Here is a 17183-nt window from a genome sequence, read left to right as displayed (position 1 = left end):
TCGGGAGTTCATCATGGTTGTTTCAACTGAAAAACGCGATGCCGTCGAGGCCTTCGCGCAAAAAGTAGAGGTGGTGGAGGGGCGCTCCCTGTGGAAGGATGCCCGTCGCCGTTTCCTGCGCAACAAGGCGGCACTGACCAGCCTGATCATTCTGACCATCATCGGTCTGGCGGTCATCTTTGGCCCCCATTTGTCACAATTCACCTTTGACGATCCGGACTGGGGCGCCATGCAGTCGCCGCCGGATATGGAAGCGGGTCACTACTTCGGTACCGACAGCCTGGGCCGCGATCTGTTCGTGCGCACCTTGCTGGGCGGGCGCATCTCGCTGATGGTCGGCATCATGGGCGCCATGGTGGCGGTCATCATCGGCACCCTGTATGGCGCGGCCTCCGGCTTTATCGGCGGGCGGGTCGACAGCCTGATGATGCGGGTACTGGAGATCCTCAACGCCTTCCCCTTCATGTTCTTCGTCATCATGCTGGTCACCTTTTTCGGCCGCAATCTGGCGCTCATCTTTATCGCCATCGGGGCGGTGAGCTGGCTCGACATGGCGCGGATCGTGCGCGGCCAGACCCTGAGCCTCAAGAGCAAGGAGTTTATCGAGGCGGCCCACGTCTGTGGCGTCTCCAAGTGGAAGATCATCACCCGTCACATTGTACCGAACGTGCTCGGTATCGTGGCCGTCTACGCCACCTTGCTGGTGCCGGGCATGATCATGTTTGAATCCTTCCTGAGTTTTCTGGGCCTTGGTGTTCAGGAACCGATGACCAGCTGGGGTGCCCTGCTGGATGAAGGCTCCAAGTCGATGGAAGTGGCCATCTGGCAACTGCTGTTCCCCGCCTGCTTTATGGTGGTGACCCTGTTTTGCTTCAACTTCCTCGGGGATGGTCTGCGTGACGCCCTCGATCCGAAAGATCGTTAATCGAGCATCGGATCGACAGGAAAGCATCACGAAAGATCGATAAGGAGTTTTTATATGAAGTTACTGGATGTGAAAGATCTGCGGGTCGAGTTCAAGACCCCGGACGGCAATGTGGTGGCGGTCAACGACCTCAACTTCTCCCTCGCCGCGGGCGAGACCCTGGGGATCGTGGGTGAGTCCGGCTCCGGCAAGTCCCAGACTGCCTTTGCCATCATGGGCCTGCTGGCCAAAAACGGCATTATTACCGGTTCCGCCAAGTTTCAGGGGGAGGAGATCCTCAACCTGCCGGAGTCCAAGCTCAACAAGATCCGCGCCGAGAAGATCGCCATGATCTTTCAGGACCCCATGACCTCGCTGAACCCCTACATGAAGGTGAAGGATCAGCTGATGGAAGTGCTGATGCTGCACAAAGGGGTAAGCAAGGCGGAAGCGTTTGAAGAGTCAGTGCGGATGCTGGATGCGGTGAAAATTCCCGAAGCGCGCAAGCGGATGGGGATGTATCCCCACGAGTTTTCCGGCGGCATGCGTCAGCGGGTGATGATCGCCATGGCACTGCTCTGCCGGCCGCAACTGCTGATCGCCGATGAGCCGACTACGGCGCTCGACGTGACCGTGCAGGCCCAGATCATGACCCTGATGAACGAGCTCAAGCGCGAGTTCAACACCGCCATCATCATGATCACCCACGACCTTGGCGTGGTCGCCGGTATCTGCAACAAGGTGCTGGTGATGTATGCCGGTCGTACCATGGAGTACGGCAAGGTAGACGATATCTTCTATCGCCCGAGCCACCCCTACACCGAAGGCCTGCTGCGCGCCATTCCTCGTCTCGATACCGAAGGGGAAGTGCTGCCCACCATCCCGGGCAATCCGCCCAACCTGCTGCGTCTGCCGACCGGCTGCCCCTTCCAGGAGCGTTGCCACCGGGTCAGCGAGATTTGCGGCCAGCAGTCACCGATCCTGACCCCGTTCAACGACGGTCGGGAGCGGGCTTGCCACTGGGTTTCGGATGCCATGAACAAGGGGGCCAACTAAATGGGTGCCGACAAAAAATTGCTGTTGGAAGTGTCTGACCTCAAGGTCCACTTCAGTATCAAGAGTGGCAAGGCGTGGCCCTGGGCCAAGCCGTCTGATCTGAAAGCCGTCGATGGCGTGACCATGCGTCTCTACGAAGGGGAGACCCTGGGAGTCGTAGGCGAGTCCGGCTGCGGCAAGTCGACCTTTGCCCGCGCCATCATCGGTCTGGTACCGGCCACCGATGGCAAGGTGGTGTGGCTCGGCGACGATCTCACCAAGCTCGACCAGAATGCCCTGCGCGAGAAGCGCAAAGAGATCCAGATGATCTTTCAGGATCCGCTGGCCTCGCTGAACCCGCGCATGACCATCGGCGACATCATCGCCGAGCCGCTCATCACCTTCTACCCCAAGCTGCCACGGGAAGAGGTGAAGGAGAAGGTGCGCGCCATGATGAGCAAGGTGGGGCTGCTACCCAACCTGGTGAACCGCTATCCCCACGAGTTCTCCGGTGGCCAGTGCCAGCGGATCGGGATTGCCCGGGCGCTGATCCTCGAGCCCAAGATGATCATCTGCGACGAGCCGGTCTCGGCGCTTGATGTATCTATTCAGGCGCAGGTGGTCAACCTGCTCAAATCCCTGCAAAAGGAGATGGGGCTGTCGCTCATCTTCATCGCCCACGATCTGTCGGTGGTCAAACACATCTCCGATCGGGTGCTGGTGATGTATCTGGGCAACGCCGTCGAGCTGGGGACCCGCAAGGAGATCTTCGCCAATCCGTTGCACCCCTACACCAAGGCGCTGATGTCAGCGGTGCCGATCCCGGACCCGGAGCTGGAGCGCAACAAGGTGATCCAGATCCTGGAGGGGGACTTGCCCTCACCGATGAACCCGCCGTCCGGTTGCGTGTTCCGCACCCGCTGCCCGGTGGCTGGCCCCGAGTGCGCCAAGACCCGGCCCGTGTTGGAGGGGAATTTCGATCACGCGGTCTCCTGCCTCAAGGTCGATCCGCTTTGACAGGGGTGTGTTGAACCTGTTTGCGGGGCTCCTTGATGGAGCCCCGATTAATTTTGGCAACAGATGAAGATGCCTCTTGGCGTTATCTTTTTCCGCTGTTAATATCCGCCGCACAAGGGGAGTAACTTCTCGCCGGTTTGTCGTCATTACGGTGCATCCATATCCTGCAGTGCACCCGGCAGCCGGGCAGTTGATGAAAATCAGCTGTAAGTGAGACCTTGCCGAGAGGCAAGGTGTATCTGCTCCAAACGCAAACCCACGCCTCTCGGTCGTGGGTTTTGTCGTTTTTGGGGAGAAGTGAAAATGGGTGAATGGTGGATGTGGACCGGTTTCTTCAGCATAGTGCTGGTCCTGTTATGGATAGACATACGCTTTGTCGGTGGCGGCAAGTCACACAAGGTGTCTCTCAAAGAGGCGGGTGTCTGGTCCCTCATCTGGATCAGTGTGGCCCTGCTCTTCAACCTCGCGATCTGGCTCTGGCTGGATCACAGCGCAGGCCGTGAAATTGCCAACCAGAAAGGGCTGGAGTTCCTCACCGGCTACCTCATCGAGAAAGCGCTGGCGGTGGACAACGTCTTCGTCTGGCTGATGCTGTTTGGCTACTTTGCCATTCCGGCCGAGCTGCAGCGTCGGGTACTGCTCTACGGGGTACTGGGTGCCATCGTGATGCGTGCCGGTATGGTGTTCGCGGGCAGCTGGCTCATCGAGCAGTTCCACTGGATCCTCTACCTGTTTGGCGCTTTCCTGCTGCTGACTGGTGCCAAGATGCTGTGGGCGGCCGACAAGGAGCCGGACTTGGCCAACAACCCGCTGCTGGGCTGGATGCGCCGTCGCTTCAAGGTGACCGAGACCCTGGAAGGGGAGAAGTTCTTCGTCTGGCGTGACGGTGTGCGTTATGCCACCCCGCTGCTGCTGATTTTGGTGCTGGTGGAGGTGAGCGATCTCATCTTCGCGGTGGACAGTATTCCGGCCATCTTCGCGGTGACCACGGATCCCTTCATCGTGCTGACCTCCAACATCTTCGCCATCATGGGTCTGCGTGCCATGTACTTCCTGCTGGCCGGTGTGGCTGATCGCTTCGCTCTGCTGAAGTACGGTCTGGCGCTGATCCTGATGTTTATCGGGGTCAAGATGCTGCTGCTGGATATCTTCAAAATCCCGACCGGCATTGCGCTTGGCGTAGTCGCGCTGATCCTGCTGGCATCCATGGGGCTGAGTCTGTTTGTGACCCGTAAAAAAGCCGCTTGAGCGCGGCAGACAATGAAGTAATAACAGCAAGGGCTCCAGTGGGAGCCCTTTTTCATGTCGCGTATCAGCGTTTGATCTTTTTGGGGTTGGTGTAGCCCCAGATGGTGTACATGTCCGCCAACAGGGCGCCGTTGTACTCTTCCAGATCAGCCTGTTTCACTTCGGCCTCACCCTGACGGCCAAACAGCACCACCTCATCACCGGGTTTCACCCCTTTGAGATCAGTGACGTCCACCATGATGGTGTTCATGGAGGTCTTGCCGACCACCGGTACCTTCTGACCCTGGATCAGCACATAGGCCTTGTTGCTCAGCGCACGGCGGTAGCCATCGGAGTAGCCCAGCGGCAGGTTGGCGAGCCAGGAGTCGCGCTTGAGGGTGAAGGTGCGGTCATAGCCGACGGTGTTGCCGGCCGGGTAGTGGTTGACCGAGGCGACCTGGGTCTTGAATGCCATCACCCGCTTGTATTCGGTGTAGGAGGGGATGGAGTCGCCGTAGAGCAGGCCACCCGGGCGCACCATGTCGAAGTAGGCATCCGGCACTTCCAGGGTAGCGAAGGAGTTGGCGGCGTGGATGGTGATCTTGCTGCGATCCAGCTTGCCCGCTTCCAGCAGCCACTGGGAGTCCAGTTTGAACTGGGCCAGCCCCATCTTGACGTCCTCTTTCTCCTCCACCGGGAAGTGGGTCATGATGCCGACCGGGGTGATCCCCTTGAGCTTGAGCATGGCCAGCGCATCCTGCTTGGCATCGGCTAGACGCAGGTCGATGCCGTTGCGGCTCATGCCAGCAGAGTTGAGACCTATGTGTACCGGAATATTGGTGTGGTGGCGCTGGGCGATGTCAGCGATCCCCTGGGCACTCACCAGACTGCCGATGAGCTCTTCCATCTTGTAGGGCAGCGCCTGCTCGACCTCATCCGGCGTGGCGGCACGCACCCGCATCAGACGGCCGGTAAAGCCCTTCTCGCGGGCGACGCGGGCCTCTTCGTTGCTGGCGATGCCGATACAGGGGATATTGGCCTTGACCACGGAGGGGACCAGCAGGTCGATGCCATGACCATAGGCGTCGGCCTTCATGATGGCGCAGATCTGCGGACCCTTGTCACCGAGGCGATCCTTGAGGGTCTGGATATTGTGTTCGAAGGCGCCCAGATCCACTTCCAACCAGGCGTTGCTGGCGGTTTGCTCCTGACCGTTGCGATGATCCGTCGCAAGGGGCAGATAGGGAGCCGCAACGGCTTGGCCCGCGAGCAGGCCGAAGATCAGGGTGGCCAATAGCGTTTTCTTGTGCATGGTGATTCCTTTTTGTTGTTCGCGTTGGATAGTTTGGATGAGAGCGTCAACATTGGCTGTGGTCTAACGACAACTTGTTGTTATTATTATGATCTTTGTCACTCTCAACAGGCGCTGACTGGTTGGGAGTCTACCGCAACACGGGGTCGGCTGACACTTGTCAGGGGAAGAAAATGGTCAATCTTGAGTTACGTTTGCCACCACCGCTGATCTTCCTGCTCTGTGCGGGAACCATGTGGTGGCTAAGAGGGGAGAGCCAGCCCGGTATCTGGGCAATGGTGCTGATGGCTGCGCTGATCGTGGTAGGGGCCATCATGGGCCTTGGCGCCCTGCAACGGTTTCGTCACCATCAGACCACTGTCAGTCCCACCAGGCCTCAGCACACCAGTCGTCTGGTGACCTGTGGCGTCTATCGTGTCAGCCGCAATCCCATGTATCTGGGGTTGCTCTGCTGGCTTGCCGCCTGGGGCTGTTATCTCGGTGGAGGTTGGGTTTGGGCTGGGCCGATCGTGCTGGTGGCCTGGTTGACCCGTTTCCAGATCCTGCCGGAGGAGCGGCTGCTGCGCGCCCGCTTCGGTGATGAGTATGTGGATTATTGCCAGCGCGTTCGCCGCTGGTGCTGAAGGGCAGTGATCTGTGCGGGGTGAGCGGATAAACCAGATGGGTTGCCGCGGATAAAGAGAACCCCGGGCTGGCCCGGGGTTCTCGCTGGTGGCAGATTAGAACATATCGTCCTTCTCGTCCTTGGTGGGTTCGAGGCTCCAGCCAGTGGCATCGCTGCTGCTGGCAATCTGTCCCTTCTCTTTCCACAGCTTGATCTTGAGGCGCAGGTTGTTGGCCGAGTCGGCGTTCTTCACTGCTTCCTCCTCCTCGATCACCCCTTCCACCACCAGATCGAACAGGGCGCTGTCGAAGGTGACCATGCCGAGCGCCTTGGATTTTTCCATCACCTCTTTCAGGCCGCCAAATTCGCCGCGCTTGATCATGTCACGGATGGTGTGGGTGCCGAGCATGATCTCCACCGCGGCCCGGCGGCCGCCATCGGTAGTTTTCACCAGCCGCTGGGAGACAAAGGCCTTGAGGTTGTTGCCCAGATCGTTGAGCAACTGCGGGCGGCGCTCCTCGGGGAAGAAGTTGATGATGCGATCCAGCGCCTGGTTGGCGTTGTTGGCGTGCAGGGTGGAGATGGCAAGGTGGCCGGTTTCGGAGAAGGCCAGCGCATGCTCCATGGTCTCGCGGTCGCGAATTTCGCCGATCAGGATCACATCCGGTGCCTGACGCAGGGTGTTTTTCAGGGCAGCGTGGAAGCTGCGGGTATCGACCCCCACCTCCCGTTGGTTGATGATGCTCTTGCGGTGGCGGTGAACGAACTCCACCGGATCTTCGATGGTGATGATGTGGCCGCCGCTGTTGCGGTTGCGGTGGTCGATCAGCGCCGCCAGCGAGGTCGATTTGCCCGAGCCGGTACCGCCGACAAACAGCACCAGACCCCGTTTCTCCATGATGGTGTCGAGCAGCACGGGCGGAAGTTTCAGGTCTTCAAAACGGGGGATTTCGGTCTTGATGTTGCGCGCCACCAGGGAGACTTCGTTGCGCTGCTTGAAGATGTTGACCCGAAAGCGGCCGATCTGGGGCAGGGAGATGGCGAGGTTCATCTCCAGCTCCTTGTCAAACTGCAGTTTCTGCTCGCCATCCATGATCTCGGCGGCGATCCGTGCCACCTCTCCCGGCTCCAGCGGCGTTTCATTCAGGGGGCGCAGGCCGCCGTTGAACTTGGCGCAGGGAGGGGCGCCGGTCGACAGATAGAGGTCTGAGCCATCCTGCTTGGCCAGGATCTGTAACATGTCTCGCAATTCCATTTTTTTGCCTCTTCGATCAATGAGATGCCATGAGCGGGATGATATTGAGTGTACAGCGTCAGGCGCCGGTCAGTTTCTCGCGAAAGACAAAAAAGACTGCACCCATAATGCAGAGCCCCGCCCAGAGGTAGTCCCATTTCAGGTCTTCCTTGAGATAGAAGATAGAGAAGGGGACGAATACGGTGAGGGTGATCACTTCTTGCAGAATTTTCAGTTGCCCCACACTCATCACCGTATGGCCGATGCGGTTGGCGGGCACCTGCAACAGGTATTCGAACAGGGCGATGCCCCAGCTCACCAGCGCGGCAATGATCCAGGGTTTGTGGTTCATGCTCTTGAGATGAGCGTACCAGGCGAAAGTCATGAAGACGTTGCTGCACAGCAGCAGGCCGATACTGGCGAAAATCGGGTTCATAGGGTTCTCCTTTAAAATCCGGCGCATTTTATCCCTGAACCACGGGTTTTCATACGTGGTGCGGAAGGGTATTTTTAACCAACAAGATCGGGCCGTGCGAGGTATGCGACGGGATGGGCAAGTTAAGTTGGATAGCGTTGTTACTGTTATTTGCCATGCCGGTGCGAGCGACCTCGACGCTGACGGTGGCCACCGATCTGTGGCCGCCGTTTCGCATCCTGCAGCCGGATGGCCGGTTTTACGGGCTGGACATGGATATTCTGCAACAGCTGGAGAGCCGCAGTGGCATTCGCTTCAAGGTGAAACGGATGCCTTGGGGACGGGCGCTCAAGCAGATGCAGACCGGTAGGGTCGATCTGATGATTGGGCTCGCCTATACCGCCGAGCGAGCGCAGTTCATCGACTATCTGCAGCCTCCCTACTACCAGTGCTGGCCCGCGTTTTACGGTAAGCCGGTCAATGTGGCCCGGATCCACCAATACCGCGACCTGCAGGGGGTGAAGGTGGGCTATGTGCTCAACTCCGCCTACTTTGAGCCCTTCAACTCTGACAGTCGCCTCGACAAGCACGGGGTGCCCACCGAGGAACAGTTGCTGCGCATGGTACAGCGCGGCCACCTGCCGCTGATGATTGGCACTGACTGTCAAGTGGACTATGCCCTGAGTCAGGGAAATGCCAACCGGGTGAGCAAGGCGGATTACCGCCCCGCCAGTCCGGTGACCCTCTATCTGGGGATGAGCAAGCACTCACCTCACCAGTCGCTGCGCCAGCCGTTGTTGGTGGCGCTGCAAAATCTGGTAGCCAGTGGCGAGATAAGCGTGATGGCCAAGCGTTACCAGCCTTGACCTTGGGTGGCAAGCCGCTGTTATCATGCCCTTTTCCTGCTTCCCCCCGGCTCTGCGACAGGGCCGGGGATAAAGCCTAGTTATTGTCGGGGATCATCCTTGTACCTCTCCCTTATCGCCCGCCAGCAGCGTTGGCAGCGGCGCTGGCTGTTTGGCCTGACGCTGCTGACCCTGTTGCTGTTTCTCTTCTCCCTCATCTGGGGCGAGTTTGTGCTGCTGCCCTGGCAGCCCCTTGGCGATCTCGAACAGCGCATCCTGCTGGAGCTGCGGCTGCCGCGTGCCTTGCTGGCCCTGCTGGCAGGCGCTGCGCTCGCCTGTGGCGGCGCCGTGTTGCAGGTAATGCTGCACAATCCGGTGGCGGAGCCCGGGCTACTTGGCGTCTCGAGCGGAGCAGGACTGGCCGCCATGGTGGCGATGGCGGTGGCCAAATCCCTCGGCCTCTATCTGCCCGGCTGGGGGCTGTCGCTGGCGGCCTTTGGTGGCGCGCTGCTGGTGACCATGCTGCTCATTCGGTTGGCTCGCCGCGCACGTCTCGGCCATGCCCGCTTGCTGCTGTTTGGCGTGGCCATCGGTATTCTCACCAATGCCGCCATGACCTGGCTGATGTACTTTGCCGACGACGGCTCCTTGCGTGAATTCATGTTCTGGATGATGGGCAGCCTCTCTTACGGCAGCCAGCAGTTCGGCTGGTGGTGGCTGGTGCTGCCGCTCACTCTGGGCTGGCTATGCTGGCAGGGCAAGGCGCTGCAACAGTTGCTGCTGGGGGAAACCCAGGCCCGCCTGATGGGGATGGATGTGGACAGGATGCGGGTGCGGCTGGTGCTGGCGGTCTGCCTGCTCACCGGTGTGGCGGTGTCGCTGTGCGGCGTGATCGGTTTTGTCGGGCTGGTGGTGCCCCATCTGCTGCGGCTCTGTGGCGGTAGCGATCAACGCTTCCTGCTACCTGCCTCGGCACTGGGGGGCGGGGCTCTGCTGCTGGCCGCCGACCTGTTAGCGCGCTCGGCACTCAGTGCCGGTGAGTTGCCCATCGGGGTGATTACCGCCTCGGTGGGGGCGCCGCTCTTTATCTACCTGCTATTGAGGCAAACTGCCGATGATGCGGCATGAATATCTGCATGATTTGGTCGGTGCGCGCACTCTCCTTATTTACCCGTTGTTGAGGCAAGATGCCGATGTCGCCTGCTGATCCCACCTCTGTTGCTGCTCTTGCGGCTGCCCCGCTGCTGGAGGCGCATGCACTCGCCATTGCCGGTCGGCTCTCCCCCCTCGATCTGCGCTGGCATGGCAGCCAGCTGGTGGCACTGCTCGGCCCCAATGGCAGTGGCAAGTCGACCCTGCTCGGCGCGTTGGCGGGGATCTTGCCCGCTGAAGGCACCGTCCTGCTGGGTGGGGAAGTGCTCACTGACCTGAGTTGGCCCGAGCTTGCCAAACGGCGCGCTATGTTGCCCCAGCGCCAGCCCCAGCTGTTTCATATTCCGGTGTTTCAGGTGCTGAGTCTGGGGCTCGATGAGGCGGTTGCGCCCGCCAGACAAAACGAGGCGATCGGGGCGCTGTGTGAGGCGCTGGAGTTGGAGGCTTTGTTGGCACGGGACTTCAGCCGCTTGTCGGGGGGCGAGCAGCAGCGGGTGCTGATTGCCCGCACTCTGCTGCAGGTATGGCCTAGCCTCAATCCAGCCGGCAAGGTGTTGTTGCTGGATGAGCCGCTGGCTGGGCTCGACCTTCATCACCAGCTGGCGCTGTTGCGCTTGCTGAAAAAGTTGGCCGTGCAGGGACTGCTGGTGATGCTCGCCATCCACGATATCAATCTGGCCATCGACTGGGCCGACCGCATCCTATGTCTGCAACAGGGCGCTGTGGTGCGTGAAGGGGGCGTCGAGTTGGTGGATGAGGCGCTACTGGCGCAGGTATTCCAGATCCGCACCGACCGCATCGAAGCCGCGGGCCGGGTCTGGTTTATGCCCAGTTTGTAAGCGGGTTGTAGAGGAAAGAGTGCGCGTGTAGGGTCGATTAGCGAAGAGTAATCGGCCGACAGCAAGAAGAAGGGGCCGGTATCAAAAATACCGGCCCCTTTGGTTTTATTCGCAGTTCAAACTTGTTTGCTCTGGCCGAAGGGTGATGTCGCAGTCGTTACCGCAGGTTTGCTTTGTTCAACCGCACCTGCGCCGCCTCTGCCAGCATGGCCAGCAGGGTTTCGGTATCGTTCCATGACAGGCAGGCATCGGTGATGCTCTGGCCAAAGGTGGCTGCGCAGCCGTTTTCCACATCCTGACGCCCTTCCACCAGGAAGCTTTCTGCCATGATGCCGGCGATACCGGTACGGCCACGGCGCAGCTGATCGCAGATATCTTGCGCCACCAGCAGCTGACGACGGTGATCCTTCATGCTGTTGCCGTGGCTGAAATCGACCACCAGACGCTCCGGCAGTCCTACATCGGCCAGCGCTTCACACGCTTCATCGACACTGGCTGTGTCGTAGTTGGGCCTGTGGCCACCACGCAGGATCACATGACCAAAGGGGTTACCGGCGGTGCGGTAGATGGTCATCTTGCCGTCCTTGTCCGGCGAATAGAAGATGTGGCTGTGACGTGCGGCGCGCACCGCATCAATGGCGATGCGGGTGTTGCCGTCGGTGCCATTCTTGAAGCCGACCGGGCAGGAGAGAGCCGAAGCCATCTCGCGGTGCACCTGGGATTCGGTGGTGCGCGCGCCGATGGCTCCCCAGGTGATGAGGTCGGCAATATACTGGCCGGTCACCATATCGAGGAATTCGGTGGCGGTGGGCATGCCGATTTCGTTGATGTCGACCAGCAGTTTGCGCGCCAGTTTCAGCCCTTCGTTGACGTCGAAGCTGCCATCGAGGCGCGGATCGTTGATCAGCCCCTTCCAGCCGACGATGGTGCGCGGCTTCTCGAAGTAGGTGCGCATCACGATGCAGAGGCTCGCTTTGTACTGCTCGCGCAGAGCATTGAGACGCAGGGCATACTCGCGAGCAGCAGCGGGATCATGGATGGAGCAGGGGCCGACGATGACCAGCAGGCGCTGATCGTCTCCGGCCAGAATGGCTTCCACTTCGCGACGGGCATCCAGCAGATTCTGGGCAATGGTATCGGTGATCGGAAACGCGTGTGCGAGCTCGCTCGGAGTGATCAGTGACTCCAGGCGACGGGTGCGCAATTCATCTGTGTGAATGGACATACAACTCAAGTCTCGAGTGGGTGGTGTCAGCCGCAAGGGGCGAAAAAGCAAAGAGATAAAATAAAGCAAAAGTCCCCTGATTGAAACCTTGGGGGGCTCTGATAGGATGTGAGGCCAAAATCGATTCCAAATGAGGTAGATAGCGTGGCAAAGCCAGGGGCAACCGGGGTCACCCGCATCATCAACGCAACCGGTTACAGCATCAAGGGGCTCAAGTCAGCCTGGATTAATGAGGCGGCGTTTCGGCAGGAGCTGATGCTGATCCTGTTGCTGATGCCACTGGCCTTCTGGCTGGGGGATTCTCTCAACCAGATCCTGCTGCTTATCGTCATCAGCTGGCTGGTGGTGATCGTCGAGATCCTCAACTCCGCCATCGAAGCCGTGGTTGACAGGGTTGGCTCCGAGCATCACGAGCTCTCCGGCCGCGCCAAGGATCTCGGTTCTGCTGCGGTGTTTATCGCGCTGGCCCTCAATGCGCTGGTTTGGGGCGCGCTGGTAGGCCGCAATCTGTTGGGCTGGTGGTAGATCACATATCTTGCGGGTGCGTTTGCACCCTCTCTCCGGGAGAGGGCAGGGTGAGGGTTGAATCTTCTGCCCCTCATCCCCAACCCTTCTCCCGCGAGGGGAGAAGGGGGCAAAAGCGCCAAGACGCGGACGTGCGTTGAGCATCGCATCATAAAAAAGCCCGTCATCACGACGGGCTTTTTGCTGGGTGGCTCTGCAGGTTAATCAGTGCAGGATGCGGGCGCGGATGGTGCCGCTGATCTCCTTGAGCTTGGCGAGCGCCTTCTCGCTGTGCTCGGTCTCCACGTCGATCACCACGTAACCGATATGACTGCTGGTCTGCAGGTATTGACCGGCGATGTTGATCCCCTCTTCGGCGAAGATCTGGTTGATCTTGTTCATCACGCCCGGCTGGTTGCGGTGAATGTGCAGCAGGCGGCTGGAGCCCTTGTGGCCCGGCAGCGACACCTCCGGGAAGTTGACGGCGGAGAGGGTGGAGCCGTTGTCGGAGTATTTGACCAGCTTGTTGGCCACTTCCAGCCCGATGTTCTCCTGCGCTTCATGGGTGGTGCCACCGATGTGCGGGGTAAGGATGACGTTCTCCAGCCCACGCAGCGGGCTTTGGAACTCCTCGTCATTGGACTTGGGCTCGACCGGGAAGACGTCGATGGCGGCGCCGGCGATATGGCCGCTCTTGATGACGTCTGCCAGCGCGTCGATATCCACCACGGTACCGCGGGCGGCGTTGATGAAGATGGCGCCCGGTTTCATCATCCGCAGCTGCTCGGCACCGATCATGTTCTTGGTGGAGGCGGTCTCCGGCACGTGCAGGCTGATGACGTCAGACATATTGAGCAGCTCGATCATGCTCGGCACCTGAATGGCGTTACCCAGCGAGAGCTTGTTCTCGATATCGTAGTAATAAACCTTCATGCCGATGCTCTCGGCGATGATGCCAAGCTGGGTACCGATGTGGCCATAGCCGATGATGCCAAGCTTCTTGCCGCGCGCTTCCACCGAGCGATTGGCCAGTTTTTCCCACACGCCGCGATGGCACTTGGCGTTTTTCTCGGGGATGCCGCGCAGCAGCAGCAGGATCTCACCCAGTACCAGCTCGGCGACCGAGCGGGTGTTGGAGAAGGGGGCGTTGAAGACCGGAATGCCGCGGATCTGGGCCGCTTCCAGCTCGACCTGGTTGGTGCCGATGCAGAAGCAGCCGATGGCGACCAGCTTGTTGGCGGCGTCGAGTACCTTCTCGGTGATCTGGGTGCGGGAGCGCAGCCCGATGAAATGAACGTCGCGGATCTGCTCGATCAGCTCCTCTTCGGAGAGCGAGGTCTTCAGATATTCCACACTGGTGTAACCTGCGGCACGAAAGGTCTCTACGGTGTTGGGATGGACTCCCTCCAGCAGCAGAACCTTGATTTTATCCTTGTCCAACGAAAACTTGGCAGTCATGACGATCCCTCTGTATGTGCAAACGTAAGTGCAGATTTGGTGTGCGAAGAAAACCGTAAAGTAGCAAAAACGTTTGGGAGAGGGAATATTTGTGACGAAAGTCAAATTCTTTGAAGTTATCAACGATTGTTGTAAACATCCGTATGCAACTTGTTGAGGGATAAATAAAAACGGCGCCATCAGGCGCCGTCATTTATTCACAGTGCAATGTTTGGGTCAGTATCCCATCCCGGGGGCCAATCAACGCCGCTGCTGCTCCAGAACGGGCAGAGTGGCGATGGCGGACGAGGGACTATGCCGCTGCACTGTGCCATCGGGGTCGGGATTACTGGGTAATCACGCCATCCGGCGTACCGATCAGGACCACATCGGCGCCACGGGCGGCGAACAGGCCGTTGGTGACGGTGCCTACGATGGCGTTGAGCTGCACTTCCAGCGCCTTGGCGTCGGTAATGGCCATGCCTTTCACATCCAGAATGTGGTTGCCGTTGTCGGTGACCACCCCTTCACGCCAGACCGGGTTGCCACCCAGTTTGCGGATTTCGCGGGCCACGTATTCGCGGGCCATCGGGATCACTTCCACCGGCAGCGGGAACTGGCCCAGCACCTCGACGGTTTTGGTGTTGTCGATGATGCAGATGAACTTGTCAGCCACGGCGGCAACAATTTTCTCGCGGGTCAGGGCCGCGCCACCGCCCTTGATCATGTCGCGGGTGCCGTTGATCTCGTCGGCGCCATCCACATAGACGGAGAGGGCGTCGATCTCGTTGAGATCATACACGGTGATGCCGAAGCCCTTGAGGCGCTCGGTGGAGGCCACGGAGCTGGATACCGCCCCCTTGATCTCGTCCTTCATGGTCGCCAGCGCGTCGATAAAGTGGTTGACGGTAGAGCCGGTACCCACCCCGACGATGGTGCCGGGAACCACATACTTGAGCGCAGCCCAACCGGCCGCCTTCTTCATTTCATCTTGAGTCATGATCGTTCCTTAAGAAAAAAGCGGGCGCATTATATCCAACCCTGTACCCCGTCGCGACCTTGTTGCTCACGTTCCTGGGTAAAAAGCGGTGATTGGTAAATCGTTTGCCTGTTTAATCTGCGTTTGCGCGCACAAAGCCGGGCCAGCTGGCCAAAAACCGCCTATTCAAAGCGCCAGCAGTAGCTTGGGGTGATGATCTGGGGCAGTGGCACATCCCACTCCTCTTGCGGAACCGCATCCACCTGCTGGCAGTCGTGGGCAATACCGAGTGGCTTGGGGCCCAGCTTGTGCTCATGCCAGATGGCGAGGGTGCGATCGTAGTAGCCGCCCCCCATGCCAAGGCGATTGCCCTGGGCATCGAAGGCCACCAGCGGGGTGCAAATCAGGTCGAGGGTGCTGTGGGGCACCACCTGCAGGATATCCAGCTCCGGCTCTTCGATGCCGTAGCGGTTGCGCACCATGGGGCTGGTGGCGGTGTAGCGCAAAAAGAGCAGGTGACCCGGGGTGAAGGGGTGGAGCACCGGCAGGTAAACCTCTTTGTGCTGGGCCCACAGCCAGTGGATGGTGGGCAGGGGATTGATCTCCCCGTCATTGGCCAGATAGAGGGCAATGCGTTTGGCGGCGAGGATCTCGGGGTGTTGCTTGAACTGGGCCAGCAGCTGTTGGGCCGCCGCTTGCTGCTCGGCCGGACTCAGATTTTTGCGGCGTTGACGAACCAGTTGGCGCAGGGATTGACGTTCGGGTTGGGATTCATGCATGGGGAACCTCTGGTATAGCTGCGCATCGATGGCTTGAACGCGCTCTACCTTAGCACATTCACTCTGGACGTTAAGGGGTGACAGGGGAACTCCCGCCCCGGACGGCTGATGCCCGGGACGGTAGGATAAATGCTGGCGGATCCGTTAGTGAGCCAACAAGGGCCAGGGTGTGGCCCCTGTTGACAGCATGTCGGCGCGTCAGCGTCGGGTCTGTTACTTGTCAGCCTTGCTGCGCATCTGATGTTTCACGAACACGGCAATCAGTGCCGCCACAGCGAGCGCCATCGGATAGAAACTCATGCTCACCACCGCCAGCGGCGAGAGGGCGAAGATGGAGCCCAGCAGCAGCGCCTGTGCGCCCCAGGGGAGCAGACCCTGTACCACGCAGGAGAAGATATCGAGCATGGAGGCGGCGCGGCGCGGGGTGACACCGTGGTGCTCGGCCAGATCCCGGGCTACCTTGCTGGCGACGATAATGGCCACCGTGTTGTTGGCGGTGCAGAGGTTGGTGAGGCTCACTACCCCGGCGATGCCGAGCTCGGCAGCTTTCTCGTTCTGTTCACCGTTGTGCTCGCGAGTGAAGCGGGCAATCAGGGCGCTGATGCGCTCGCTGATCCAGGCCAGCCCCCCCTGACGCTCCATCAGGGCGCCGAGGCCACCGATCAGCATTGAGAGCAGGAAGATCTCCTGCATGCCGGTAAAGCCCTGATAGATATCCTTGCTGAACTGACCGATGGCGTAGCCGTTGATCATGCCCACTGCACCGGCGGCCAGAATGCCGATCCCCAGTACCACGAACACATTCACCCCGGCGAGCGCCAGCCCCAGAATGAGCAGGTAAGGCATCACCTTGAACAGCTCGATGGCAGTGTCGTTGGCAGGGGCTTCACCCACAGACCCCAGGGTCAGATAGAGCAGGATCACCGTGATGGCGGCGGGGGCGGCAATCTTGAAGTTCTCGCGGAACTTGTCCTTCATCTCGCAGCCCTGGCTGCGGGTGGCCGCAATGGTGGTGTCGGAGATGATGGAGAGGTTATCGCCAAACATGGCGCCGGAGAGAATGGTGCCTGCCATCAGCACCGGATCGATACCGGCTGCCTGCGCCACGCCAAGGGCCACCGGCGCTACGGCACCAATGGTGCCCATGGAGGTGCCCATGGCGGTAGCAATAAAGGCAGAGATCAGGAACAGCCCGGGCAACAGCGCCCAGCCGGGGATGAGCGACAGACCCAGCGCCACAGTGGCATCAACCCCGCCGGTGGCCTTGGCCACGCTGGCGAAGGCCCCCGCCAGCAGATAGATAAGGCACATCGCCATGATGTTGCTGTGGCCGACCCCTTTGAAAAAGGTCTCCAGATTGCTGTTGAAGCCCTCTTTGCCAAGCAGCAGGGCGAGCATCACGGCAGGCAGGGCCGCCACGGGGGCGGGCAGCTGATAGAAGGCGAACTCGACCCCCTGCAGGGTCAGCCAGGTACCGGTACCGATAAAGAGTGCGAGAAAAACCAGAAGTGGCAGCAAGGCCCTGGCACTGGGTTGAGTCTGGATCATGTGTTCCTCTGAAATTGAACAATGACCTCCTGTCATGAACTGCTTTGTGCCTGTATCGGATAGGGATAGGGGGAAAACAGGGCGGGCATCCTGCCGCATTGGGGGGCCCACAGTAGTGAGTCAACCC

At 59.9% G+C, this 17183-nt stretch carries 17 protein-coding genes; 9 read left to right on the top strand and 8 right to left on the bottom strand.

Features of this window, described 5'->3' with window-relative positions:
- Positions 1-13 precede the first annotated feature (13 nt).
- From oppC to PG888_RS12010, 4 genes are all read left to right on the top strand, one after another.
- Positions 14-925, top strand: coding sequence for an oligopeptide ABC transporter permease OppC (gene oppC / locus PG888_RS12025; protein WP_042057777.1), 912 nt, complete (start codon positions 14-16; stop codon positions 923-925).
- A 54-nt stretch (positions 926-979) separates the two neighbouring features.
- A complete protein-coding gene (locus tag PG888_RS12020) occupies positions 980-1960 on the top strand; it encodes an ABC transporter ATP-binding protein (RefSeq protein WP_182937773.1) in 981 nt (326 codons plus the stop codon).
- Complete coding sequence (oppF, locus tag PG888_RS12015) at positions 1961-2956, top strand: murein tripeptide/oligopeptide ABC transporter ATP binding protein OppF (protein ID WP_042057772.1); 996 nt, start codon at positions 1961-1963, stop codon at positions 2954-2956.
- Between the two features lie 303 nt (positions 2957-3259).
- Complete coding sequence (locus PG888_RS12010) at positions 3260-4204, top strand: TerC family protein (RefSeq protein ID WP_005353134.1); 945 nt, start codon at positions 3260-3262, stop codon at positions 4202-4204.
- A 64-nt stretch (positions 4205-4268) separates the two neighbouring features.
- Here the strand turns inward: PG888_RS12010 and alr are convergent, their stop codons facing one another.
- A complete protein-coding gene (alr, locus tag PG888_RS12005; protein ID WP_075112059.1) occupies positions 4269-5495 on the bottom strand; it encodes an alanine racemase in 1227 nt (408 codons plus the stop codon).
- 173 nt (positions 5496-5668) lie between these two features.
- On the opposite strand from alr, the gene PG888_RS12000 reads away from it, so the two are divergent.
- On the top strand, positions 5669-6118 hold the full coding sequence (locus PG888_RS12000; RefSeq protein WP_182937772.1) for a methyltransferase family protein: 450 nt from the start codon (positions 5669-5671) through the stop codon (positions 6116-6118).
- Between the two features lie 96 nt (positions 6119-6214).
- Here PG888_RS12000 and tapW read toward each other — a convergent pair whose 3' ends face one another.
- Entirely contained in the window at positions 6215-7354 is a 1140-nt protein-coding gene (tapW, locus tag PG888_RS11995) for a type IVa pilus ATPase TapW (protein WP_042057762.1), read from the bottom strand.
- Between the two features lie 58 nt (positions 7355-7412).
- Complete coding sequence (locus PG888_RS11990) at positions 7413-7769, bottom strand: DMT family protein (RefSeq protein WP_075112061.1); 357 nt, start codon at positions 7767-7769, stop codon at positions 7413-7415.
- A 113-nt stretch (positions 7770-7882) separates the two neighbouring features.
- Here PG888_RS11990 and PG888_RS11985 point away from each other — a divergent pair, with 113 nt between their 5' ends.
- The 3 genes from PG888_RS11985 to PG888_RS11975 all read left to right on the top strand — a co-directional run bounded on the left by PG888_RS11985 (position 7883) and on the right by PG888_RS11975 (position 10584).
- Positions 7883-8614 (top strand): substrate-binding periplasmic protein, encoded by a 732-nt coding sequence (locus PG888_RS11985; protein ID WP_182937771.1) that lies wholly within the window; start codon positions 7883-7885, stop codon positions 8612-8614.
- Positions 8615-8713: 99 nt separating this feature from the next.
- A complete protein-coding gene (gene btuC, locus PG888_RS11980) occupies positions 8714-9721 on the top strand; it encodes a vitamin B12 ABC transporter permease BtuC (protein WP_182937770.1) in 1008 nt (335 codons plus the stop codon).
- Between the two features lie 65 nt (positions 9722-9786).
- Entirely contained in the window at positions 9787-10584 is a 798-nt protein-coding gene (locus PG888_RS11975; protein ID WP_182939764.1) for an ATP-binding cassette domain-containing protein, read from the top strand.
- Between the two features lie 157 nt (positions 10585-10741).
- On the opposite strand, the gene PG888_RS11970 is transcribed toward PG888_RS11975, so the two are convergent.
- Positions 10742-11809 carry a 3-deoxy-7-phosphoheptulonate synthase gene (locus PG888_RS11970; protein WP_111806688.1) on the bottom strand — a complete coding sequence of 356 codons (1068 nt, stop codon included), beginning with the start codon at positions 11807-11809 and terminating at the stop codon, positions 10742-10744.
- A 144-nt stretch (positions 11810-11953) separates the two neighbouring features.
- Here PG888_RS11970 and PG888_RS11965 point away from each other — a divergent pair, with 144 nt between their 5' ends.
- Positions 11954-12334 (top strand): diacylglycerol kinase, encoded by a 381-nt coding sequence (locus PG888_RS11965; RefSeq protein ID WP_075112066.1) that lies wholly within the window; start codon positions 11954-11956, stop codon positions 12332-12334.
- A 204-nt stretch (positions 12335-12538) separates the two neighbouring features.
- On the opposite strand, the gene serA is transcribed toward PG888_RS11965, so the two are convergent.
- The 4 genes from serA to PG888_RS11945 all read right to left on the bottom strand — a co-directional run bounded on the left by serA (position 12539) and on the right by PG888_RS11945 (position 17056).
- A complete protein-coding gene (gene serA / locus PG888_RS11960) occupies positions 12539-13771 on the bottom strand; it encodes a phosphoglycerate dehydrogenase (RefSeq protein WP_075113090.1) in 1233 nt (410 codons plus the stop codon).
- Between the two features lie 325 nt (positions 13772-14096).
- Positions 14097-14750, bottom strand: a complete 654-nt coding sequence (gene rpiA / locus PG888_RS11955; RefSeq protein ID WP_042656049.1) for a ribose-5-phosphate isomerase RpiA — start codon at positions 14748-14750, stop codon at positions 14097-14099.
- Between the two features lie 161 nt (positions 14751-14911).
- A complete protein-coding gene (locus PG888_RS11950; protein ID WP_042057745.1) occupies positions 14912-15508 on the bottom strand; it encodes a 5-formyltetrahydrofolate cyclo-ligase in 597 nt (198 codons plus the stop codon).
- A gap of 213 nt (positions 15509-15721) precedes the next feature.
- Entirely contained in the window at positions 15722-17056 is a 1335-nt protein-coding gene (locus tag PG888_RS11945; protein WP_182937769.1) for a Na+/H+ antiporter NhaC family protein, read from the bottom strand.
- Positions 17057-17183 lie beyond the last annotated feature (127 nt).

Source organism: Aeromonas sp. QDB23 (assembly GCF_027707745.1).
In the GTDB taxonomy this organism is placed as follows: Bacteria; Pseudomonadota; Gammaproteobacteria; order Enterobacterales; family Aeromonadaceae; genus Aeromonas; species Aeromonas allosaccharophila.
Note: the sequence above shows the minus strand (reverse complement) of the source record. Positions and strands in the feature narration are given on the sequence as shown.